Raw genomic sequence first — 22,747 nt, 5'->3', positions numbered from 1 at the left:
GGGCTGCAGGCATGATAAGTTGCCCGCAGGTGCCGGTACAGAGCCCGGCGAGATACATTTGCAGCGAGTTTCAGCATGGACATCCAACTGCTCCGCGGACAACAGATTGCGCCCTGGATTGATGCACTGGCGGATCTGCGCATTCGCGTGTTTCGCGAATTTCCCTATCTGTACGACGGCAGTCGAGAATACGAGGCCGAGTACCTGTCCACCTACCTGCGCAGTCCGGACAGCCTGTGCGTGCTGGTGCAGGACGAAGGTCAGGTGGTCGGTGCGTCTACCGCGCTGCCGCTGGCGGATGAGACCGAGGCATTCAAGCGGCCCTTTGTCCAGCAGGGCTGGAACTGCGAGCGGGTCTTCTACTGCGCCGAGTCCGTGGTGCTGCCTGCATGGCGGGGCAAGGGGTTGGGGGTGCGGTTCTTTGCCGAGCGCGAAGAGCATGCGCGCCAGCTCGGCCGGTTTGAATGGTCAGCGTTCTGCGCGGTGCAACGCCCCGTCGACCATCCGCGGCGCCCAGCGGATTACCAGCCGCTGGATGCCTTCTGGGCGCGCCGGGGCTATCAGCACCACCCGGAACTGGCGACGGTCTACCACTGGCGCGACCTGGATGAGGCTGAGGAATCAGCCAAACCCATGTCGTTCTGGCTGAAGGAGCTGGTCTGATGATTACGTTGGCTGCCTGCCAGTACCACATCGATCTGCTGGAGACCTGGGACGCCTATGCCCGGCACCTGACGACCCTTTGTGAGGAGGCGGTGGCGCAGGGGGCTCAGCTGCTGTTGTTGCCGGAGTACGCCGGGCTGGTGCTGAGCGGCCAGTTGCCCGCCGCCGAGCGCAGCGATCTGCATGCCTCCATCGCCGGCATCCAGCCGCTGGTGCCGCGCTGGCTGGAACTCTGCGAGCAGATTGCGCGGGACTGCGGCGTCTACCTGCAACCCGGCTCAATGCCGGTATTGGATGAGGATGGGCAATACCGTAACCGTGCCTGGCTGTTCGGCCCGCAGGGCTGCCTCGGCAGTCAGGACAAATTGATGATGACCCGCTTCGAGCTGGAGCAGTGGAATATCGCCGCCGGCAGTGAGTTGAACGTGTTCGACACCGACCTGGGCAAGCTCGGCATTCTGATCTGCTACGACAACGAGTTCCCCATGTTGGCGCGAGGGTTGGCCGAGCAGGGTGCTGATCTGATTCTGGCGCCGAGCTGCACCGACACGGCGGCCGGGTTTTACCGGGTGCGTATCGGCGCGCAGGCGCGGGCGCTGGAAAACCAGATTGCGGTACTGCAGTCGCCCACCGTTGGCATGGCCGCGTGGTCACCGGCGCTGGACGAAAATACCGGCCGCGCTGCGCTGTATGTGCCCTCGGACTATGGCATGCCAGCCAACGGTATTGCTGCTGAAAGCCCGGAGCTGAGTCCGGCCCGGAGCCAGTGGCTGATCTGCCAGCTGGATTTGGACGAGGTGCGCCGGGTGCGTGACAACGGCCAGGTGTTTACCCGCCGGGACTGGCCAAAGCAGTTTGGCTGTGTCGGCCCCGCAAAGCATTAGCCGAGAGCACCACATTCGGCCGCTTCGAGCACCGCTCTGACCTGATAGAGCGCTGACTCAAGACGGGTGATATCCAATGAGCCCAGTGCCAGCCTGATCGCCTGCGGCGTGTGTTCACCCACCACGAAGGGGGCAGCGCTGGATACGGACACGTTGCGCTGCAGGAGTGCGGAGACCACCTGCTCAGCGCGTACCGTCGCTGGCAGCCGCAACCAGAGAAAGTAGGCATTGGGATGGCCTTGCCAGGGGAGTCCGTGTAGCACTCGGCGAGCGAGCTGTTGCCGGGCTGCGGCATCGCTGCGCTTTTGCTGTTCCAACTGCTGCACGGTGCCGTCGCTGATCCAGCTGCAGGTAATGCGGGTCAGCAGTGCCGGGGTATTCCAGGTTGTCGCTCTAATCGTGCGTTGCAGGCTGGCAACCCGGTTGATAGGGGCAACCAGATAGCCCACCCGTAGGCCGGTGGCGACGCTTTTGGAAAAGCCCGATACGTAGAGGGTACGCTCCGGTGCGAAGTTGTAGAGGGGCGGCGGCGGGGCATCAGCAAGAAAGGCGTAAGCGGCGTCTTCGATCAGCAGCAGATCGTGCTGACGCGCCAGAGCTGCCAGTTTTTTTCGCTGCGCACGGGGCATGACCCAGCCGAGCGGGTTGTGCAGAGTGGGCATGCAGTACAGCGCACGTATCTTGCGATGTTGGCATAGCGCGTCGAGCGCCATCAGGTCCGGCCCTGCCTTGCCTGCCGGGATTGCCAGCACCTCCAGATGCAGTAATTGTGCGATGGCCTTGAATCCGGGGTAGGTCAGGGCATCCGCCGCAATCACATCACCAGCGCGCAGCGTACTCATCAGGGCTACCGCGAGACCATGCTGGGCGCCGCTGACCAGCATCAGTTGTTCTGCCGTTACCGCCAGCCCTCGCGTACTCAGGTGCTCGGCAACAATGGCCCGCTCGTGCGGCCGTCCGGCGTGCGGTTGATAGTGCAACAGCGCGTCCAGATCGCCTGACGCTGCAAGCTGGCGTAACGCGGTGCGCAGCAGCTCCGTTTGCTCCGGCAGTTCGGGATGGTTGAAATTGAGGTCGAGCATGTCCGGTGCTGTCGGGCTCTGATCGATACCCTGTCCTGGAGAAACACGGGTTTCGCGAACAAAGGTGCCGCGCCCGACCTCGGCGCTGATCAGTCCCATTGATTCCAGCTCTGCGTACACTCGTGACGCGGTAGCGAGTGCCAGATGCTCTTCTTTCGCCAGGGTGCGGTGGGTCGGCAAGCGTGTGCCCGGGGGCAGTGCGCCGGAGCGTATCTGTTCGGCGAAGCGGTCAACCAGTTGCTTGTAGCGCGGCGCTGGCATTGGTGTATCCATGACAATTTATTGATTGTCATGGTCTGCTATCTGATTCTGCCCGGCAACAGTGATTTGTTATCAGAGGGTTTAACGCCGTGCACATCAGTATTCTCACGTTCGAAGGGTTCAACGAACTCGACTCCTTTATTGCCTATGGCATTCTCAATCGTGTCCGTCTTGAGGGCTGGCGCGTGACTATTGCCAGCCCAAGCGAGCGCCCCTGTTCGATGAACGGGCTGGTTGTTGACCGCCAAGCCACTCTGGCCCAAGCGTGCAGTGCCGACGCGGTGCTGATTGGTAGTGGCCTGCAGACCCGCCAGATAGCCGAGAATGACGGGTTGATGGCGCAGCTGGCGCTGGACCCGGCGCGCCAGTTGGTAGCGGCGCAGTGCTCCGGGGCACTGCTGTTGGCCAGGCTGGGTGTGCTGGAGGGTGTCCCTGCCTGCACTGATCTGACCACGTGCCCCTGGCTGGTCGATGCGGGCGTGGATGTGCTGGAGCAACCGTTCTATCAGCAGGGCAATATCGCAACGGCTGGCGGCTGCCTGGCGTCTGTGTATCTGGCGGCCTGGCTGGTCTGGCGGTTGGCCGGGCAGGCGGCCGTGGAACAGGCGGTTCACTATGTAGCGCCGGTCGGAGAGAAGACGGATTTTGTTGAGCAGGTCCTTTGCCGGATTCAGTCTGTGGGTTGATACGCTTGCGCGGACTTCACCCTGGACGCAGGATGGCCAGCGAAGCCAGGCCGAAGCGGAGAAAGAACGATGACTACAGTGTTGGGAGGCTGCCTGTGTGGGGCGGTCCGTCTGCGGGCTGAAGGCCAGCCGTTGCGCGTTGGCATCTGCCATTGCCTGGATTGTCGCAAGCACCACGGTGCGCTGTTTCACGCTTCGGCGATCTTCGTGTTGGCGGCGGTCGAGATAGCGGGGCAGACCGCGGAATATGCCGGACGGCATTTCTGTCCGCTCTGTGGGTCGTCGGTCTATTCACGTAGCGGCGACGAGATGGAGGTGCATTTGGGCGCGCTGGATGAGCCGGATCAGTTTATCCCCAGCTACGAGCTGTGGAGCTGTCGCCGTGAGGCGTGGCTACCTCCCTTTGCCGTGCAGCAGCGTTTTCAGCGCGACGCCTGACGGAGCAAACCAACTGCATCTGGCCTTGCCCTGATAGCCATTTGGCGCCGGTGAATAAATCTTCCTGTATCCCATGCGGACTTCCGTTGCTGCCGGTTTAACGACCGGTTGTTGTGTTGCGCTTGAAGCCCGCTGACAGGCAGCCTTCTGCTGCCGGGTGGGCGATGCTGGTACAGGGAGTTTCCGGCAACTGACTGCCAGGCGGTAATGCCGACTAGTCAATGTGGCGGTGGTCCAATGGCCGACAATCAGTGGCTTGCGGCGTTCAGCCCTGGTATGAGGGTGTGCACGGTGATGTCCGTTTGCGGTGAAGAATGCCGCGGCGAATGCTATATATCTTGAAACGTATCCCGGTGAGAACGCATTCTATCTAAAGGATGCGGTGTGCAGGCGCACAACTCAGGGAGCAGTTCAATGCAGTTATTCATGCTGTACTCAATGGCCGTCAATCTGTCAGTTGGCGCAGCGCTGCTTCTTGCCTGGCAGCGGGACAAGGGACAGCCTTTTACCCGCTGGATCGGCCTGTTCTTTATGACCGGTGCGCTCTGGGTACCCACTACTCTGCTCTATTACAGTGATACGCCGCTGCGCTGGTTGGGCGGCGTGGGCTGGTGTGCTCACATTGTGTTGAGCATGTTGTTTCTGATGTACGGTGCCTCGCTGATGCGGGGAGCAACCTATCCCCTGCGCTACTTTGTGCTGTCGGGCGTCATCATGTTTGTGGTGCTGATGCTGGCGCTGCTCTGGTCGCCGCGCATGGCGGTGTTCACCATCGCGTTAATGTTCTCGGTCACGGCGCTGTTTGTCGCCCAGCAGCTACGCAGTGGTCCCCCGGCAGAAAAGCTGGCCAGCGGGCTGCTGCTGCTCAATGCACTGTGCTGGTGGATTTCCCCGATCTGGGGCGTTGAGTCTCATCCGCTGCAGGCTCAGATCGTCGCCTTGATCCGTTTGCTGATGGGGCTGGCGTTGCTTTATGCCTGTGTTGATCGTTCGGCGCAGCAGGCCGAGCGTCTCAGTTCGCGCTTTATGCGCCTGACCGATAGTTCGCATCAGGGCGTTGTCGTCTTGCAGGGTGACCGCTTCGTCTACGCCAATCCCGCGGCCTTGCGTCTGTTCGGCTTGAAAACCTCCGCTGAGATTCCACCCAACTGGGAGCAGCTCGCGCTGAAGGACTTTGATCGTCAACTGTTCGCGGAGCGACTGGCCGAGCTGCGCAATGGCGACGCGGAAACGCTGTCCTGGGTGCAGACTGTCACCGGCCCCGCTGGCAGGATATTGCAACTGCGCATGACTGGCTGGCTGACCGAGTGGGACGGTCGCGTGGCGATTCAACTGGTGCTCTCTGACGAGACCGATATTCGCGAGGCCGAACAGCGCCTGATTCAACAGGCAACCCATGATCACCTGACCGGTACGCTTAACCGTTTTGGCATCGAGCAGCTCGCCAGTGTATCGCTGCGCGACGGACGCGGGCATGCCCTGATACTGATTAATATTGATCGCTTCTCCAGCATCAATGATGCCTTTGGCTACACCAAGGGGGATGAGTTGCTGAGCCAATTGGCTGCGCGCATGGCCGAGGTCAGCAACGGCAACCCCTCGCTGGCGCGTATCTCGCGCGACGAGTTTCTGCTTTTGCTGCCGCTGCAAGACGGGCCTGCCAGCGCCAGTGCGATTGCCTCTAGGTTGTTACAGCGCGCTGGCGAAGGCTATCAACTGGCAGGTATCGACCTGAATATCACGGTGTCTATCGGCGTTGCGCTCTACCCGAGCAATGGTGACAGCTTTGAGCGCCTGCTCAAGCAGGCCAGTCTGGCAGTCAAGAGCGCCAAGGATGCGGGGCAGAACATGATTCGCTTCTTCGACAGCGACATGGATGGGCAGCTGCACGAGGAAATTCTGTTGACCAGTGAGCTGCATGGGGCGGTGCAACGCAACGAGTTTGTGTTGTATCTGCAGCCCATCCTGGACATGCAGAGCGGCAGGGTGGTGGGTGCTGAGGCGCTGATTCGCTGGTTGCATCCGGTACGTGGTTTTGTCTCGCCAGGTGTATTTATCCCGATTGCCGAGAAGGCGGGGCTGATTGTCGAGATTGGCGGCTGGGTGATTGATCAGGCTTGTGCGTTGCTTGCCGGCTGGGTTGGTCAACCAGTGCTTGGCGAGTTGACGCTGGCGATCAACGTTTCTGCCAAGCAGTTTGGGCGCGGCGACCTTGATCAGGTTCTTGCGCGCAGCCTCGCGGTCCATCAGGCACCGGCGAATCTGCTCGAGCTGGAGATCACCGAGTCGGCGCTGATCAACCAGCCTGAGCAGTTTGTCGACCTGCTGGCCCGCCTGCGCCGGCTGGGTGTGCGGCTGGCGATCGATGATTTTGGTACCGGTTATTCAAACCTGACCTACCTGCAGCGTTTTATGGTCGACAAGCTGAAGGTTGATCAGTCGTTTGTGCGGGATGTGGCACTCAACTCGCAGAACGCGGCCATCGTCCAGGCGGTGGTGCAGATGGCGTCCAGCCTGGGGCTGAAAACGACTGCTGAGGGGATTGAGGATAGCGAGACCTTCGATACCCTGCGCTTACTCGGGTGTGATCAGGCCCAGGGCTACCTGTTCTCGCCGCCGATGCCGGCGCCGGACTTTGACGGATGGGTGATGCGCAGGATCGAAAATGGCCAGACAGGGGACTGCAGTTAGCCTCGGGTGATCCATCCGCGGCTGGCCTCCTGCGGCCTGCCTACCTATACTCTGGGTCTTGAACCCCAAGCTGGCACTGTCAGTGCAGCTTGGCCGATTTTTTGATGCTGGAAGCAAGATGACGCAAACGCCCACCCTGATTCGCGAAACGTTCCCTGTTGGCCCATTGCAGTGTAACTGCACGCTGATTGGTGATCCGGTCAGCAAAAAGGCGATTGTGGTGGATCCGGGCGGGGACCATGAATTTATCGTCAAACGCCTCAATGAGCTTGGGCTCAAGCTGGTCAGCATCATTCATACCCATGCTCATCTGGACCACTTTCTGGCGTCCGGTGAACTGAAGAAGCTGACCGGTGCTACGCTGCACCTGCACAAGGAAGATCAGTTTCTCTGGGACGGTCTGGAGATGCAGTGCAAGATGTTCGGTATCCCCTACAAACCGGCCCCGGCGCCGGACCAGTGGTTGCAGGATGACGAGGAGCTGGCCTGCGGGTGTGGGGTTGCGTTGCACACGCCGGGTCATACGCCGGGTTCGATGAGTTTCTGGTTCCCCGAGGGCAAGCTGCTCATTGCTGGTGATACCCTGTTTCGCCGTGGTATCGGGCGCACCGATCTGTGGGGTGGGGACTATCGTCAGATTGAACGATCGATTCGCGAACGACTCTATACGCTTGATGAGGATGCGATTGTGGTGACCGGGCACGGGCCGGATACCCGCATCGGAGATGAGATTCGCGAGAATCCATTTATTCGCGGCTGAGTGCCGCGTCTGGCTTGGCCTTGGGGTCGGGCGAGAGACAGAACCAACCAGAACAAGGGAATTACTATGAAAAGCCAAGGTTTGATTATTGCGGGTGCCTGTGCACTGATGATTGCCGGGTGTACCAACAACCCCTACACCGGCGAACAGCAGGCTGGCAAGTCTGCGGTTTACGGCGGGATTGGTGCACTGACTGGCGCGGCCATTGGCGCCGCCACCTCAAGCAGCGATGATCGTGCCAAGGGTGCGCTGATCGGTGCAGCCGTTGGCGGCGCAGCTGGCGGCGGTTATGGCTACTACGTCGACAAGCAGGAACAGCGCCTGCGCCAAGAGCTGACTGGCACTGGCGTGCAGGTCATCCGCAACGGCGATACCCTGCAGCTGGTCATGCCAGGCAACATTACCTTTGCATCAGGCTCGTCCGACATCTCCAGCAGCTTCTATCCGACGTTGAATTCGCTGGTCAAGGTGTTCAAGGAGTTCGACCAGAACGGTATCAACATCGTTGGTCATACCGACAGCACCGGCTCCATGGAGCTGAACATGCGCCTGTCGCGTGAGCGCGCAGCCAGTGTCGCGTCCTATCTTGCCGGCCAAGGCGTCAGTGGCGCACGCATCAGCAGCGCCGGTGTTGGCCCGAGCCAGCCGATCGCCAGCAACGAGACTGAAGCCGGTCGTGCTCAGAACCGCCGCGTCGAGATCACCCTGCGTCAGCTTTGATCACTGCAGGCGAGCCAAAAGGCCAACCGGGTAACCGGTTGGCCTTTTTTGTGATTCTGATCCGGCAGGAATGGAGGTGCTTGGTTGTTGCGCCAAGAAGGTCTGCCTGATGATCAGGCGGTGAAGTGTGCACTTGCGGTTCGTCCCGTTTACGCGGGCAAGCAGCCCCCCTTGGCTCGCCGTGGAGGCGAAAAGCTGATTCGGCGCCAGCGCAATGGCTGAATGTCTACCCCAGCAATCTTTAATGAACCAACTAATTACCCTTACAGCTCAGCGGCTCGAGCGATCCATCGGCGTCGGGTACTGCTGGTGCAGGCGCGCCAAGTGGGCATCCTTGTCGAGCCACAGCTGATTGACCCAAGCCTGGAACTCGCCGCGGAACGCTTCGTCCTCCTGGTAATTGCGGCCGAGGAATGCCGCCGGAATCGGCTTGAGTTCAAGATGCATGACCACGTGCCTGACCTTTCCGCACAGCAGGTCCCAGAAGCTCGGGTTGCCATCGGGATAGTGAATGGTGATATCCAGCAGTGAGCGCAGGTGCTCACCCATGGCATCCAGAACGAATGCGATGCCACCGGACTTGGGTTTGAGCAGGTACTTGAACGGTGACTGCTGTTGCTGGTGCTTGGCCGGCGTCAGGCGGGTGCCTTCGAGGAAGTTGAAGACCGCCACCGGGGTGGATTTGAACTTTTCGCAAGCCTTACGGGTGGTTGCCAGATCCTGTCCGGCTTTCTCCGGGTGCTTGGCCAGATAGGCCTTGCTGTAGCGTTTCATGAACGGGAAGTCGAGCGCCCACCAGCACAGGCCAATGACGGGTACCCAGATCAGCTCCTGCTTGAGGAAGAACTTGAGCATTGGCATGTGGCGGTTGAGTACGTGCTGCAGGGCCAGAATGTCGACCCAGCTCTGGTGGTTGCTGGTGACCAGGTACCAGCCGTTGTAGTCGAGCCGCTCCAGCCCCTCGATATCCCAGCGGGTGCGCCCACTGAGCGCCATCCAGCCGCTGTTACAGGTGATCCAGAATTCGGCGACGCGGATCATCACCCGGGTGCAGAAGGTGCGCAGCGCGGGTATCGGCAGCAGCTTGATCAGGGCGAAGACGAACAGAATCGGCGCGTGGATCAGGGTGTTCAGCACCAGCAGCAGGGTAGCAATGATACCGCGCACGGAAGCAGGCAGAAACGACAGCATGGGGTTGGCTCATCCAGGGGCCGCTTGCAGGCGGCAGTATTATTGGTTATTCGTTGTTGTAGGCCTGGATCGCGGTTAACGCAATGGTATAGACGATATCGTCGACCAGCGCGCCGCGTGACAGGTCGTTCACCGGCTTGCGCAGGCCTTGCAGCATAGGGCCGACGCTGACCACGTTGGCACTGCGCTGCACCGCCTTGTAGGTGGTGTTGCCGGTGTTCAGGTCAGGGAACACAAAGACCGTTGCCTGACCGGCCACCGGGCTGTCTGGCGCTTTCTGGCGACCGACGCTGGCGATGGCGGCCGCATCATACTGGAGCGGGCCGTCAAGCAACAGCCCGGGCTCGCGCTCGCGGGCCAGTCGGGTGGCTTCGCGAACCTTTTCCACCTCGCTGCCACTGCCGGAGCGGCCGGTCGAGTAGCTGATCATTGCCACCCGCGCCGGGATGCCGAAGGCCTCTGCCGAGCGAGCACTCTGGATAGCGATCTCAGCCAGATCCTCAGCGCTGGGCTCCGGGTTGACTGCGCAGTCGCCGTAGACCAACACCTGCTCGGGCAGCAGCATGAAGAAGACCGACGACACCAGGTTGTAGCCGGGCGCGGTCTTGATCAACTGGAACGCCGGACGAATTGTATTGGCGGTGGTGTGGATGGCGCCGGAAACCAGTCCGTCCACTTCATCCAGTGCCAGCATCATGGTGCCGAGCACGACGTTGTCCTCCAACTGCTGCAGCGCCATCGGCTCGTTCAGGCCCTTGCCTTCGCGCAGTTTGACCATGGGCGCGACGTAACGCTCGCGCGCCTCGTCCGGGTCGATGATCTGCAGGCCTTCCGGCAGGCTGATGTGCTGGGCGCGGGCGACGGCTTCAACCGCCTCGCGCTTGGCGAGCAGGATGCAGTTGGCGATTCCGCGGCGTTGACAGATGGCGGCCGCCTGCACGGTGCGGGGCTCGTCGCCTTCGGGCAAGACGATGGTCTTGGCTGCGTGCTGGGCCTGACGCACCAGTTCGTAGCGGAAGGCTGGCGGCGACATGCGCTTCTCACGCGGGGTATCACAGCGTTTGGCCAGCCACAGGTGGTCGATGTGGCTGGCAACAAAATCGGTCACCTTGTCGGCGCGCTCGCGGTCATCAATCGGGATCTCGCGGTTCATGCGGTCGAGTTGGGTCGCGGTGGCGAAGGTATCGGTCGGTACGCCCAGAATCGGCAGGCCCTGATCCAGCGCCGGCTGGCACAGCTGGATGACGCGCGGGTTGGGTTCAAAGCCACCGGTCAGCAGCAGGCCTGCCAGTGGCGTGCCAGACAGCGCCGCCAGTGAGCTGGCGATGATGATGTCGTCGCGGTCGCCGGGGGTGACGATCAGGGCGCCGGGGCGCAGCAGATGAATGATGTTGGGTACGGTGCGGGAGCATAGCGCCATCTCCATCACTCGGCGTTGCTGCATCTCGCCGGCGTGGAAAGTAGTGGCCTTGAGCAGGTCGGCGATGTCGGCAGTGCGTGGCGCGTTCAGTTCATCCTGCCAGGGCACACAGCCAATCAGGCGGAAGTCGTCGGTATCCAGTCGGCTGGAAGCATCGCGCAGGCTTTGGGCGAAGTCCTTCAGCGTGCTCTTCAGTGTAGGTCGATCTGGGATGTCCGCAGTCGTCTCTGGCGCCAGCGCCTTGACCTTGTTGATGATCACGCCAAGCACTTTCGGGTGTTTTGGGCCACCGAAGGTCTGGGCATTGATCTCGATACGGTCGGCCAGTGCGGTGAAGTCGTCGCCGTCGGGGGCCGTGACCAGAATGACGTCGGCGTCGAGGCTCTTAGCCAGTTGCTGATTGATCTGCGTGGCGTAGCTGCTTTGGCGGGTCGGCACCATGCCCTCGACCACGACCACATCGGCACCTTCGGCGGCCTGCTGATATCGACTGACTATTTCCTCCAGCACTTCATCGAACTCGCCCATGGCCAACTGGTGCTCGACCTGCGTCAACGAGATGGCGGGCGGCGGCGCGAGGCCGAGGGTGCGACTGATTAGCTCGGTCGAGCGCTCGGGGCCTTCGTCGCCCGGATGCGGCTGGGCAATAGGCTTGAGAAAGTGCACCTTCAGGCCGGTGCGCTCAAGCGCGCGAATCAGGCCCAGGCTGGTTGAGGTCAGGCCGACGCCGAAGCCGGTCGGGGCGACAAAAAAGGTATGCAGGCTCATGCCGTTTGGCTCCTTGGCTGTGTTTCCAGCAGGGCGAGGCTCTCGTCGGCGATCTGGCGCTCCTCATCGGTGGGTATCACCATTACTGCTGCAGAGCCTGCCGCCTCGATGCGGCCAGCTTCGCCGCGCGGCAGACTGCTGTTGCGATCCGGGTCGATCTGCAGGCCGAGAACAGCAAGGTGTTTGAGGGTCAGGGCGCGGGTCAGCGCGGAGTTCTCGCCAATGCCGCCGGTAAAGATCAGCCCGTCGATACGCGGCAGAGCGACCGACAGGCCGGCCAGCGACCGTGCGAGGCGGTAGCAAAAGACTTCGATCGCCAGCTGGGCGCCGCTATGACCGTCGGCGCGCGCCTGCTCCAGTTCGCGCATGTCGTTCGACAGCCCGGACAGGCCCAGCAGTCCGCTCTCGCGGTTGAGCAACCGCTCAATGCGGCTCAGGTCCCAGCCGAGGGTACGGGCCAGGTGCGCGTGCAGATTGGGGTCAACGTCGCCGCTGCGGGTCCCCATGACCAGACCTTCAAGGGGGGTCAGGCCCATGCTCGTGTCCATGCTGCGTCCATCCAGCACAGCGCAGCTGGAGCAGCCATTGCCGAGGTGAGCGGTCAGCCAGGCTCCGTTGCCTTTGCCGAGACCGGTCAACAGACCGGCCTGATCACTGACATATTTGTGGCTGGTGCCGTGGAAGCCGTAACGGCGCACGCCATGCACGGCATACAGCTCATCGGGCAAGGCATAGCGGAAGGCATGCGGCGGCATGCTCTGATGAAACGCGGTATCAAATACGGCAACCTGCGGGGTCTGCGGCCGCAGTTGCATGGCGGCACGGATACCGGTCAGGTTGGCCGGGTTATGCAGCGGTGCCAGTGGGGCATTGGCTTCAATACCGGCGATAATCTCGTCATTCAGCAGCTGCGCAGAGGTGAAGCGCTCGCCGCCATGGACCACGCGGTGACCGATCGCGCTCAGGGGATGGTCCAGGTGGCGCTCGAGCATTGGTAGTAGCGCGTTAAGGGCATCCAGGTGGGTTGCGTTTGGCAGCTCACCGCACTGACCGTCAGAGGTGGAGTAGCAGGCCTGGGAGGTGTTCAGCCGCTCGGCGATGGCGTCGAACAGCGCGCCTGATGTGTTTTCACGGCGCAGTGCCAGTTTGATGGAGGAGCTGCCTCCATTGATGACCAGGACCAGTCGGTTTGTCATGGGATTGTGCGAGTTCCTTTCAGCCGGATGTCCTCTATGGACCGCCGGATATCGATTGCGTTCTGCTATCTTCCGGTGACCCACTGGTCGGGTCAAGCCGTGCGTTTCGTGGCTATAACGCGTACACTTGAGCCTCTTATACCCTCAATCACAGGAAAGAGATTATGCAGATTGCCGCCAACAAGGCCGTGTCCATCGACTACACCCTGACCAATGACGATGGCGAAGTGCTGGATTCGTCCGTCGGTGGCGCGCCGCTGGTCTACCTGCACGGTGCCGGCAATATCATTCCGGGTCTGGAAAAGGCGCTGGAAGGTAAAGCCGCTGGCGACGATGTCAAAGTGACTGTCGATCCGGAAGAAGCCTATGGCGAGTTCAACGCCGAGCTGATCGCCGTGCTGGGCCGCAACATGTTCGAAGGTGTCGATGAGCTGGAAGTGGGCATGCAGTTCCACGCCTCCGGCCCGGATGGCAGCATGCAGATTGTGACCATCAAGGCGCTGGAAGGTGATGAAGTCACCGTCGACGGCAACCACCCGCTGGCTGGCGAGCGCCTGACCTTCGAAGTGAAGGTTGTTGCGGTACGTGACGCCAACGAAGAAGAAATCGCCCATGGTCATGTCCATGGCGAAGGCGGTCACGACCACTAAGTGGTTGGCAGCGCTGGAAGAACCGGGCCTTGGCCCGGTTTTTTTATGGCCTTTGCACTATTCGGCGGTGCGCGTCAGGGTAGCCGCAGTCGGTTCGGTTAGCTGAGATTGCCACCGGCCAGCCCCGGCGCTTGAGCGAGACCCACATCAGGTTGATCGCGAATACAGCCTGGCCGTATCCAGGCTCCCTTGAAAGAGAGAAGGCGAAAAGTCGCGGCGCGGATCTGTTCGCGTCTGATCGGCCATTATCAGCATTATCTATAGTGGTGATTTTTGTCTATCAGGCAAAGTTGACCGGTCGTATAGTGCTCGCCATGAACACTATTCAAGACAAGCGCGCCCGTATTCTCGCCTCTGGCACCAGTGTGATGTTGCGTAAAGGCTATAACGGTACCGGCGTGCAGGAAATCACCCAGGGCGCTGGTGTACCCAAGGGGTCTTTCTATCACTACTTTGAGAGTAAGGAAGACTTTGCAATCCAGGCGCTGCACTACTACTACACCCCGCGCATTGAGCGCTTCGCCGATGCGTTGAGCACGCCTCAGCTGTCGCCGCGCGAGCGGGTTTTGCGTTGCTACCGAGATCTGGTGGGGTATTTCGCCAATCAGGAGCAGCCAAGCCATCAGTGTTTCATTGGCAGTCTCTGTCATGAGATGGCGGAGGAAAGCCAGCCTATCGGCTACGCTGCCAGTGCCATTTTGCAGCGCTCGAACCAGGTTCTGGCCGACTGCCTGGCTGAAGCGCAGGCGGCGAGTGAGATTGCGTCTGATCAGAATCCGGCAGAACTGGCCGGATTTATCAGTGCCGCCTGGGAAGGTGCTCTGTTGCGCATGAAGGCGGATCGTCAGATCGGTCCCTTGCGCGTGTTCATTCAGCAGCTGGAGCGTTTGCTGCAGCCTTGAAAACCATTCAATAACGACAAGACGACTGGTCAGCTTGCAGGTTGGCAGTCGTTCTGGTCAGTCCCCCGTTCAGGAGATTATGTATGTCCACAGCCGTAACCCCGCTGTTCAAGCCCTTCACGCTGGGCAACTTGGCACTGTCCAACCGCATCGTGATGGCGCCGATGACCCGTAACTTCTCGCCCAAGGGCGTGCCGAATCAGGCAGTGGTCGATTACTACCGTCGCCGCGCCGAATCCGGTGTGGGCCTGATCATTACCGAAGGCACCGTGGTTGATCACGTGGCGGCCAACGGCTATCCGAACGTGCCCCACTTCTATGGTGAAGACGCGCTGGCGGGCTGGAAGCAGGTTGTTGATGCAGTACACGCCGCCGGTGGCAAGATTGCACCGCAGCTGTGGCACGTCGGCAACGTCCGTCGCCTCGGCACCGAGCCGAACGGTGATGTGCCCGGCTACGGCCCGATGGAAAAGCAGAAAGATGGCAAGGTGCTGGTCAAGGGTATGACTCAGCAGGATATCGATGACGTGGTTGCGGCCTTTGCGAAGGCAGCCAAGGATGCCAAGGGCGTTGGCTTTGACGCCATTGAACTGCACGGTGCCCACGGTTATCTGATCGATCAGTTCTTCTGGGAAGGCACCAACCAGCGCGAAGATCAGTACGGCGGCAGCATGGAGAACCGTGGTCGCTTCGCTGTTGAGATCATCAAGGCCGTGCGTGCCGCTGTTGGTGCCGACTACCCGATCATCTTCCGCTTCTCCCAGTGGAAGCAGCAGGACTACACCGCACGTCTGGCGCCGACCCCTGAATTGCTGGAGCAGTTCCTGACACCGCTGTCTGACGCTGGCGTGGACATCTTCCATTGTTCGCAACGCCGCTTCTGGGAGCCGGAGTTCGAAAGCTCCGAGCTGAATCTGGCTGGCTGGACCCGCAAGATTACTGGCAAGCCCTGCATTACCGTTGGCAGCGTGGGTCTGGACGGCGAGTTCCTGCAATTCATGGTCAACACCGACAAGGTTGCTCAGACCGCCAACATCGACGGCCTGCTGGAGCGTCTGGATGCGGATGAGTTTGACTTGGTTGCTGTTGGTCGTGCGCTGCTGGTAGACCCGCAGTGGGCTGACAAGGTGCGCGAAGGTCGCTTTGAAGACATTGCCCCGTTCAGCCGCGACGCGCTCAAGACGCTGGTCTGAGTCGCATAGGGTCAGGTGTCGCACTCGAAGCGGCACCTGATCCCGGGCGCCCGGCTACTTGCTCGGGACCGCTTGTGCCAGCGCAGGCTGCCGTCCGGCGGCCTGCACTAGGTAACGCTCGAAACGCGCTACCACACTACTCCAGTCCAGCTGGCAGGCCCGATGACGGGCATGCAGACGAATGCTGCGGCGACCTTCCTGATCCGCCGTCAACCAGCGCAGGTTCTCGATAAACACCCGGTCGTGCGCGGGCGGCGCAAGGCTGCCGCTGTATCGGTCCTGAATATGCTGATGCGCCGCGGCAGTATCGAAGGCACATACCGCCAACCCCGATGCCATTGCCTCGGTGACGACATTGCCGAAGGTCTCGGTCAGGCTGGGGAAGACAAAAATATCGGCGCTGGCATAGGCGCGCGCCAGTGGGGCGCCAGTAAGTGGCCCGGTGAAAATGGCGTCGGGTAGCCGCTTGCGCAGGTCATCCTGGGCTGGGCCGTCACCGACAATGACCAGATGCAGCTGTGGTGAACCGCTGCTGGCCTTGAGCTGTTCCCAGGCCGCTACCAGCAGGTCCGGGTTCTTCTCAGGTGACAGTCGGCCAACGTGCAGCAGCACCAGATCATCCTTGCCCGCTCCCCATTCAGCGCGTAGCTCGCAGTCGCGGTGGGTTGGGTGAAAGCGCTCACAGTCCACCCCTCGACCGAGCAGGCCGAGGTTGTGCAAGCCAAGTCGGCTTAGCTCTCGCTGCTGGGTATTGCTGGCTACCAGCGTTGTCAGCGTCTGATTGTGAAACCAGCGCAGGTAGCGCATGGCGGGCTCGTGCAACAGGCCGAGATGAAAGTGGTCGCTGTACTGCTGAAAGTTGGTGTGGAAGCCGCTGATAACGGGAATGCCCATGCGCCGGGCAGTGCGCAGAGCAGACCAGCCGAGCGGGCCCTCCGTCGCCAGATAGACCGCGTCCGGGCGCTCCTTGCGCCACAGACGAGCCAGCGCCCGGCCTGCGGGGAGCCCCCACTGCAGATTGCTATAACCTGGAATCGGCAAGCCGCGAACCCGGCGTTCGTGCAGGTTGTCCTGGCGGTTGCTGCCGGGTTGCTCGTCCCCCATCGCCGGGCGGATCAGCTGCAGCTGGTGCTGGCGTGCCAACAGGCCTCGGCACAGTTGGCCCAGGGTGTTGGCGACGCCGTTGATCTGTGGCGGGTAGGTTTCGGTGACCAGCGCGAAGCGGCGGCCAGGGGAAGGAAGAGTGATCATGTTCCGAGTATGGGGCTCGGGCATGATCGGCGTGTTACATCGTTGTGACGCTTTTGTTAACTGCGCTGCTGGCGTTCGCGCACCCACAGCAGGGTTGAGCCGGCAACCGCCGCCGGCATCACCAGCAGATTCAGCAGCGGTATCAGCATGCCGACGTAGACCGGCAGGCCGAAGCCGAGCGACAGGCTGCGGCGGGTCTGCATCCAGCGCAGCATGTCGCGGAAGCCAACCTTGTCATTGTCGGCCTGGTAGTCGACATACTGGACGGCCATCATCCAGACGCCAAAGGCGAGCAGCAGCGGCGATGCAACCAGGTTGACCACCGGGATCAGTGACAGTAGCAGCAATGCGGCCATGCGCGGCAGGTAATAGGCGAGTTTGCGCAGCTCGCGGCCGACACTGTGCGGAACGACAGCGATGATGTCCTTCCAGCCGGTCGATGGACTGACTTCACCGCGCTCCTGCTCAGCGACTTTCTCTGCCAGAAAGCCGTAGAACGGGGAGGCGATGATATTGGCCAGAACGCTGAAGCCGAAAAACAGGATCAGCAGCACCACCAGAGCGAACATCGGCCACAGCAACCACTCGACGAAGGCAGCCCAGTCGGGCAGCTGCGGCATGAGTCTTGCCATCAACAGGCTGAACTGCTGGATACCCCAGCCAATCAGCGCGGCGAACAGCAGCAGGTTGGCGATCAGCGGAATGACCACAAAGCGCCGCAGCCCTGGCCGCTTGATTGCCTGCCAGCCCTCCTTGAGGTAGTCGGGGCCGCGCAGTACATCCGTTACTTGCTTCATTGTTGCTGGTCCTGATGGAGGAGTTTCTTGCAGAAATGTGCAGTGCTTCGGCGGGTACTATAGAGGTAAACTATTTGGCTGATACAGTCTTTGCAATTTCCACTTGTTTCAGGTCGCTATAAGCTGCGGCCTGTATTGCTCTGGAGGGTTGGATGAGCGTTCTGGTCAATCGTTCCGCGCCGGATTTCGTTGCCCCGGCGGTATTGGCTGATGGCAGCATTGTTGATCACTTTGATTTCTCAACGCTGCGCGGCAAATACGTAGTGGTGTTTTTCTGGCCGCTGGATTTCACCTTCGTCTGCCCCTCGGAGATCATTGCCCATAATAATCGCATGGACAAGTTCCGGGCGCTGGGCGTCGAGGTTGTCGGCGTTTCGGTGGATTCGCAGTATACCCACTACGCTTGGCGCAACACGCCGGTTGAGAAGGGCGGGATTGGTCCCGTCGAGTTCACCATGGTGGCAGACGTCAAACACGAGATTACCCGGGCCTACGGCGTCGAGCACGATGAGGGTGTCGCACTGCGCTCCTCCTTCCTGATTGATCGCGATGGCGTTGTCCAGCATCAGGTGGTGAACAACCTGGCGCTAGGCCGCGAAGTTGATGAAATGATTCGTTTGATCGAAGCGCTGCAGTTCACCGAAGAGCACGGTGAAGTCTGCCCGGCGGGTTGGCGCAAGGGCCAGAAAGGCATGCAGGAAAGCGCCGAAGGTGTTGCCCGTTACCTGGCCGAGCACGCCGCCGAGCTTTGATCCGCTGACTGGTTTTGGGGCAGTCGCCGTTTTTCAGGGTTCCCCTTACCCTCGGCTGCCCGTTTTATTCTTGCCGCCAGCTTGCTGGCGAAACTGGAGGTTTACATGTCTGAAGTGCGTCACATTCGCCTGATCATCCTGGGCTCCGGCCCTGCGGGCTACAGCGCTGCCGTTTACGCTGCGCGCGCCAACCTCAACCCGGTGCTGATTACCGGTATGCAGATGGGCGGGCAACTGACCACCACGACAGAAGTGGACAACTGGCCGGGCGACGTTGCCGGGGTTCAGGGGCCGGAGCTGATGGAGCGTATGCGTCAGCATGCCGAGCGCTTTGAAACTGAGGTCGTGTTCGACCACATCAACAAGGTCGATCTAAGCCAGCGCCCGTTCACCCTCTGGGGCGACAGCGGCGAGTACAAGTGTGACGCGCTGATCATCGCCACTGGTGCCTCTGCCCGCTACATTGGTCTGCCTTCGGAAGAGGCCTTCATGGGCAAGGGCGTCTCCGCCTGTGCAACTTGTGACGGTTTCTTTTATCGTAATCAGGAAGTCGCCGTCATCGGTGGTGGCAATACCGCCGTTGAAGAAGCGCTGTATCTGGCTAACATCGCCAGCAAGGTGACCCTGGTACATCGCCGCGATACCTTCCGCGCCGAGAAAATCCTGATCGACAAGCTGATGGCCCGCGTTGCCGAGGGCAAGATCGAACTGAAGCTCAATGCCACGCTGGATGAGGTGTTGGGTGACGACAGCGGTGTGACCGGCATGCGCATCGCGCTGAACGCGGGCGGCACTGAAGATATCGCTCTGGCTGGTGTGTTTGTTGCTATCGGCCATACCCCGAACACCGGGCTGTTCGAAGGGCAGCTGGACATGAAAGATGGCTATCTGAAGATCAAGAGCGGCACCGAGGGTAATGCCACTCAAACCAACATTCCGGGCGTCTTTGCGGCGGGTGATGTGGCTGACCACATTTATCGTCAGGCCATCACCTCAGCCGGCGCAGGCTGTATGGCGGCGCTGGACGCAGAGCGCTTCCTCGACGAAATGTAACGACTCCGGCACTATGGAAACCCCGCTTCGGCGGGGTTTTTTATTGAGTGTCAGGTATTCGGCAGGGAGGCACGTTTGACAGATTGGCTGATGGTAATCGGGTTGACCTTGCTGGCTGGTATGGCAATGCCTGCAGGGGCGTTGCTGGCGGGGTTGGAGCGGGTGCGGCCCAACTGGCTGGATCGGGAGCTGCGTCACGGCATTATTGCCTTTGGTGGTGGCGCGCTGCTATCGGCAGTAGCGCTGGTGCTGGTGCCGGAGGGGATCGCGAAGGTGAATACCCTGGTCTCGGCCAGCTGTTTTGTCGCCGGCGGGCTCGCCTTTATGTGGTTGGATATCACCCTTTATCGCAACAAGACGCCAGCCAGCCAGATGGCAGCGATGCTCTCCGACTTTGTGCCTGAGTCCATTGCCTTGGGCGCGGCCTTTGCCGCTGGCGGTAATGGTGGGGTGCTGCTGGCCTGCCTGATGGCGCTGCAGAATCTGCCCGAAGGCTTCAATGCCAGCCGGGAGCTGCAGGCTAGTACTGACTACCGTACCCTGCGCATTGCCAAGGGCTTCGCTCTGGTGGCGTTGCTGGGGCCGTTATGTGGCCTGCTCGGTTTTGGCTGGCTGTCGGCTTATCCTGAAGCCGTGGCAGTGGTGATGCTGTTTGCCGCTGGAGGGATATGCTATTCGGTGTTTCAGGATATCGCCCCGCAGGCGAAGCTGGAACGCCGTTGGGGGCCGCCGATGGGCGCGGTGCTTGGGTTTGTATTGGGCATGATCGGGCACCAACTGACGATGGGTTAAGACCGACTACCAGTACCAGCCAAGGCCAATGCTCAGTTCCTCGCCGCGATTACGTGCGTAGCTTACGCGCACATCCTGGGTTGCTGACAGTCGATTCCTCAGCTCCAGCCGTCCGGTGGTGTAATCTCCACTGCCGTTCACGAGGTATCGCTGTTCCAGTCGCAGCAGCGCCGAAAAGCTGGCGCGGTGGTAGGTCAGTCTGCCAGCCAACCTGGCGAACGCGGGGCCTTCCCCTTGCACGCTTTCCTGCAGTGCGCCCCCTGCGTAAAAGGTGGCGGCGGTGTTATTGCCAAGCGGGAAGTTCAGGCCACGGTCGGCCTGCAGCCGTGTCGTCAGGCAGCTATTGCAGTCCAGTCGATTCTGTTCCCAGCCGAATTTCAGGTTCCACGCGACCCCCTTGTCTCCGGGTAAACCGGTGAGTCCGGGGCTGATGCTCTCAATGCTGATGGCGTCCAATTGTTGCAGCCGCACCTGTCCATTGCTTGCTGTGAGCTGCAAGTCGAACATGCTCAGTCCGCCACCGCGCACGTGGCCCGCTTCGTTATCCAGTGGGTCGTAGTAAGCGGGACGAACGCGGATGCCTGCTTGGGCGTCCTGCCGGGTGCTGTGCTGCAGGCTCAACTGGAACCAGCCCGGTGGACGGCCTAGGTGGGGTGGGGTGTGGTCGGAGGGTTTGAACTCTGCGTTCCCGGGCGGCAATTGGTAGCGCATCGCCAGAGCCCGGCGATGCGCCGCGTTCGCCGGGTCTTCGGCGCCAGCTTCCGCATCACGAATGTACTGATAGTAGTCAAGGAGTGTGTCGAGGACGCGATGCTGGACATCAATCGGTTGGCCGGTAAACCGCGGGTCCTCAAGTGACACAGTCTCGACGGCGATGCCCTCGAACAGCTGCTGCTCGCTCGGGCTGAGCTGCTGATAGCGATCATACAAACGAGACTGCCGGGACGGCAGGTATCTGACGTCGGTGAGTACCGGCTGGCCATCGATTTCAGCCGTTGACAATGATTGCACCAGACTTTGCGGGATTGTCCAGGGACGCCACTGCTGCAGCAGCGGCGTGTCGCTGGATATGTCGACCAGCTCCGCCATCCTGAATGCGCAGTTTCGTCTGAAGAAGTAGTAGGTATAACGTTTTCCAAGCACTTCCCAGGCGTGCTCAACCACCATTTGGGTGGCATCCTCGGACAACGTCAGTTGGTACTCCCAGAGATCGCGAAGTTCGTTTTCGCCATAATTGTGGTTGTGGAAGTAGAAGTTGATGTGGCTGAAGCCACCATCGTAGCCGCCAAAGATGCCTTTGAATATGTAACTGACGGGATCGTCCCCGTCGCCGACGATGGCGCCGTAGTTGACGCTTTCATCCATCAGATCGCTGTGGGCTTCACTGTCCTTGAAGTTGAACTTGAGTAGCGTGTGGCCGTAGTAGGAGGCCGGGTTGGCCAGGTAACCGGTGGCGTAGATGATACTTACCGACTCGACGGTATTATCGCGCGTCCATTGTTCCAGTGCCGGGCACTGTACCCCGGACGGTACGGTCAAGGCCGACCCAAGGCGCTGTTGTAGCCACCGAGTACGGGCTGGAAATCGACAGCTGGCATGTGTGTCAGGGCCCTTCGGCTGCATCTGCAGGGCGGTAACGGTGGCAGTCAGTTCGGCCAGTGGCGAGTCGTGGCCACTGGGCGACAGAAAAAACTCAGGGCTTTTTATTGCGCTGCGTGCGCTTGCTCCCGGCAGGTTGCCCGTTTCATAGTGAAGCAGCTTCAACCATTGGGGGTCGTTGGCCAGGCTCTGTAGCGAGGCGTTCCGGTCTTCGGTGCCGGCAAGAAGTTGCACACACCATCCAAGGCTCATGGCGATGAGCGCTAGCCGCACTGATATCACGCGGACCTCGTTGAGGAAGCAGATTTCGGGGAGGGGGAAACAGGGTGCTGCCGTTCCTTTGGGGTTACGGCAGCAGGTGACTCGTGTTAGGCCGAGCAGCTCATGCTGACCGCGGAGTCCATTGCTTCGTAGAAGCCGGCGGCCTTCTCGGTGTGGCTGAGGGACTCGAAGCCCTCGGTGGCGACCTGGCCTGCCATGTTTGCACGGGTGCGTTGGATGGCGGCGGCCTGACGGCTGGAGTCGCACTCCATGATGCCCATCAGGGCTGTCAGGTGCTCACCTGAGCCCTTGGCGGTTTCTTCTGCCAGGGTTTCATAGGTGTCATTGATGAACAGCGCAGCTTTCATGTTCTTGCCTGAACAGGTTTCCGGGCTCATCGTTGCTGAGGTTACTGCTGTGGTACCAATATCCCAGATCACGTTGGAGGTGACGGCGGCCCAATGGGTTTCGGGGAATAGTGCAGCGCCAATGCCGCAGTCGACGAAGGGATTAGGGCCAGAACCCGGGGCTTTGTTTTGGGCCATGGACGGAGTGGTGGCGCCGCAGAGAGCGAGCAGGGCGATTGCAGCCAGAGCTTTTCTTTTCATTATCAAATCATCCTGATTTCAATTTTTATAGCGCGTGCGTATAAGCAGGCTGAATGAATATATTGAAATCACCTTGGCGGCGTAAAGCACTTTGATATCAGATCGCTAATATTTTGCTTTTGTCTAACA

Annotated in this window: 21 protein-coding genes; 13 read left to right on the top strand and 8 right to left on the bottom strand. The window is 60.7% G+C overall.

Going from position 1 to position 22,747, the window contains the following annotated elements; genetic code table 11:
• Positions 1-75 precede the first annotated feature (75 nt).
• Positions 76-663 (top strand): GNAT family N-acetyltransferase, encoded by a 588-nt coding sequence (locus tag C1949_RS12975; protein WP_104738897.1) that lies wholly within the window; start codon positions 76-78, stop codon positions 661-663.
• A complete protein-coding gene (locus C1949_RS12970; RefSeq protein WP_104738896.1) occupies positions 663-1,547 on the top strand; it encodes a carbon-nitrogen hydrolase family protein in 885 nt (294 codons plus the stop codon). The genes C1949_RS12975 and C1949_RS12970 overlap by 1 nt, the downstream gene beginning before the upstream one ends.
• Here the strand turns inward: C1949_RS12970 and C1949_RS12965 are convergent.
• Complete coding sequence (locus C1949_RS12965) at positions 1,544-2,890, bottom strand: aminotransferase-like domain-containing protein (protein ID WP_104738895.1); 1,347 nt, start codon at positions 2,888-2,890, stop codon at positions 1,544-1,546. The two genes, C1949_RS12970 and C1949_RS12965, sit on opposite strands and share 4 nt — an antisense overlap.
• A gap of 89 nt (positions 2,891-2,979) precedes the next feature.
• On the opposite strand from C1949_RS12965, the gene C1949_RS12960 reads away from it, so the two are divergent.
• The 5 genes from C1949_RS12960 to C1949_RS12940 all read left to right on the top strand — a co-directional run bounded on the left by C1949_RS12960 (position 2,980) and on the right by C1949_RS12940 (position 8,185).
• Complete coding sequence (locus tag C1949_RS12960) at positions 2,980-3,576, top strand: DJ-1/PfpI family protein (protein ID WP_104738894.1); 597 nt, start codon at positions 2,980-2,982, stop codon at positions 3,574-3,576.
• A gap of 69 nt (positions 3,577-3,645) precedes the next feature.
• Positions 3,646-4,014: a GFA family protein gene (locus C1949_RS12955; RefSeq protein WP_104738893.1), complete on the top strand. Its 369-nt coding sequence runs from the start codon at positions 3,646-3,648 to the stop codon at positions 4,012-4,014.
• Positions 4,015-4,428: 414 nt separating this feature from the next.
• Positions 4,429-6,705 (top strand): putative bifunctional diguanylate cyclase/phosphodiesterase, encoded by a 2,277-nt coding sequence (locus C1949_RS12950; RefSeq protein WP_104738892.1) that lies wholly within the window; start codon positions 4,429-4,431, stop codon positions 6,703-6,705.
• Positions 6,706-6,823: 118 nt separating this feature from the next.
• The gene (locus tag C1949_RS12945; RefSeq protein ID WP_104738891.1) at positions 6,824-7,465 is read left to right on the top strand and encodes an MBL fold metallo-hydrolase; all 642 of its coding nucleotides are present in this window, start codon (positions 6,824-6,826) and stop codon (positions 7,463-7,465) included.
• Positions 7,466-7,531: 66 nt separating this feature from the next.
• On the top strand, positions 7,532-8,185 hold the full coding sequence (locus C1949_RS12940) for a YiaD family glycine zipper/OmpA-like lipoprotein (RefSeq protein WP_104738890.1): 654 nt from the start codon (positions 7,532-7,534) through the stop codon (positions 8,183-8,185).
• A gap of 270 nt (positions 8,186-8,455) precedes the next feature.
• On the opposite strand, the gene C1949_RS12935 is transcribed toward C1949_RS12940, so the two are convergent.
• Genes C1949_RS12935 through C1949_RS12925 form a run of 3 tightly spaced genes read right to left on the bottom strand, consistent with a single transcriptional unit; the run spans position 8,456 to position 12,760 of the window.
• Positions 8,456-9,376 (bottom strand): acyltransferase, encoded by a 921-nt coding sequence (locus C1949_RS12935; protein ID WP_104738889.1) that lies wholly within the window; start codon positions 9,374-9,376, stop codon positions 8,456-8,458.
• Between the two features lie 46 nt (positions 9,377-9,422).
• A complete protein-coding gene (pta, locus tag C1949_RS12930) occupies positions 9,423-11,558 on the bottom strand; it encodes a phosphate acetyltransferase (RefSeq protein ID WP_104738947.1) in 2,136 nt (711 codons plus the stop codon).
• 2 nt (positions 11,559-11,560) lie between these two features.
• Complete coding sequence (locus C1949_RS12925) at positions 11,561-12,760, bottom strand: acetate/propionate family kinase (RefSeq protein WP_104738888.1); 1,200 nt, start codon at positions 12,758-12,760, stop codon at positions 11,561-11,563.
• Positions 12,761-12,924: 164 nt separating this feature from the next.
• On the opposite strand from C1949_RS12925, the gene C1949_RS12920 reads away from it, so the two are divergent.
• The 3 genes from C1949_RS12920 to C1949_RS12910 all read left to right on the top strand — a co-directional run bounded on the left by C1949_RS12920 (position 12,925) and on the right by C1949_RS12910 (position 15,505).
• Positions 12,925-13,410, top strand: a complete 486-nt coding sequence (locus C1949_RS12920; protein WP_104738887.1) for an FKBP-type peptidyl-prolyl cis-trans isomerase — start codon at positions 12,925-12,927, stop codon at positions 13,408-13,410.
• Between the two features lie 314 nt (positions 13,411-13,724).
• Positions 13,725-14,312: a TetR/AcrR family transcriptional regulator gene (locus C1949_RS12915; protein ID WP_104738946.1), complete on the top strand. Its 588-nt coding sequence runs from the start codon at positions 13,725-13,727 to the stop codon at positions 14,310-14,312.
• Between the two features lie 83 nt (positions 14,313-14,395).
• Positions 14,396-15,505, top strand: a complete 1,110-nt coding sequence (locus C1949_RS12910) for an NADH:flavin oxidoreductase (protein ID WP_104738886.1) — start codon at positions 14,396-14,398, stop codon at positions 15,503-15,505.
• A gap of 54 nt (positions 15,506-15,559) precedes the next feature.
• On the opposite strand, the gene C1949_RS12905 is transcribed toward C1949_RS12910, so the two are convergent.
• On the bottom strand, positions 15,560-16,756 hold the full coding sequence (locus C1949_RS12905; RefSeq protein WP_104738885.1) for a glycosyltransferase family 4 protein: 1,197 nt from the start codon (positions 16,754-16,756) through the stop codon (positions 15,560-15,562).
• 56 nt (positions 16,757-16,812) lie between these two features.
• Positions 16,813-17,553, bottom strand: coding sequence for a sulfate transporter CysZ (gene cysZ, locus C1949_RS12900; protein ID WP_104738884.1), 741 nt, complete (start codon positions 17,551-17,553; stop codon positions 16,813-16,815).
• A gap of 152 nt (positions 17,554-17,705) precedes the next feature.
• Here cysZ and C1949_RS12895 point away from each other — a divergent pair, with 152 nt between their 5' ends.
• The 3 genes from C1949_RS12895 (at position 17,706) to C1949_RS12885 (ending at position 20,150) form a co-directional block, all read left to right on the top strand.
• Positions 17,706-18,305, top strand: a complete 600-nt coding sequence (locus tag C1949_RS12895) for a peroxiredoxin (RefSeq protein ID WP_104738883.1) — start codon at positions 17,706-17,708, stop codon at positions 18,303-18,305.
• Between the two features lie 105 nt (positions 18,306-18,410).
• Positions 18,411-19,358 (top strand): thioredoxin-disulfide reductase, encoded by a 948-nt coding sequence (gene trxB, locus C1949_RS12890; protein WP_104738882.1) that lies wholly within the window; start codon positions 18,411-18,413, stop codon positions 19,356-19,358.
• Between the two features lie 75 nt (positions 19,359-19,433).
• The gene (locus C1949_RS12885) at positions 19,434-20,150 is read left to right on the top strand and encodes a ZIP family metal transporter (RefSeq protein WP_211287146.1); all 717 of its coding nucleotides are present in this window, start codon (positions 19,434-19,436) and stop codon (positions 20,148-20,150) included.
• Between the two features lie 6 nt (positions 20,151-20,156).
• Here the strand turns inward: C1949_RS12885 and C1949_RS12880 are convergent, their stop codons facing one another.
• Complete coding sequence (locus C1949_RS12880) at positions 20,157-21,983, bottom strand: Lnb N-terminal periplasmic domain-containing protein (protein ID WP_170063070.1); 1,827 nt, start codon at positions 21,981-21,983, stop codon at positions 20,157-20,159.
• Positions 21,984-22,117: 134 nt separating this feature from the next.
• The gene (locus C1949_RS12875; RefSeq protein ID WP_104738880.1) at positions 22,118-22,618 is read right to left on the bottom strand and encodes a DUF3015 family protein; all 501 of its coding nucleotides are present in this window, start codon (positions 22,616-22,618) and stop codon (positions 22,118-22,120) included.
• Positions 22,619-22,747: the final 129 nt, after the last annotated feature.

The organism is Halopseudomonas oceani, from assembly GCF_002903165.1.
Classification (GTDB): domain Bacteria; phylum Pseudomonadota; class Gammaproteobacteria; order Pseudomonadales; family Pseudomonadaceae; genus Halopseudomonas; species Halopseudomonas oceani.
Note: the sequence above shows the minus strand (reverse complement) of the source record. Positions and strands in the feature narration are given on the sequence as shown.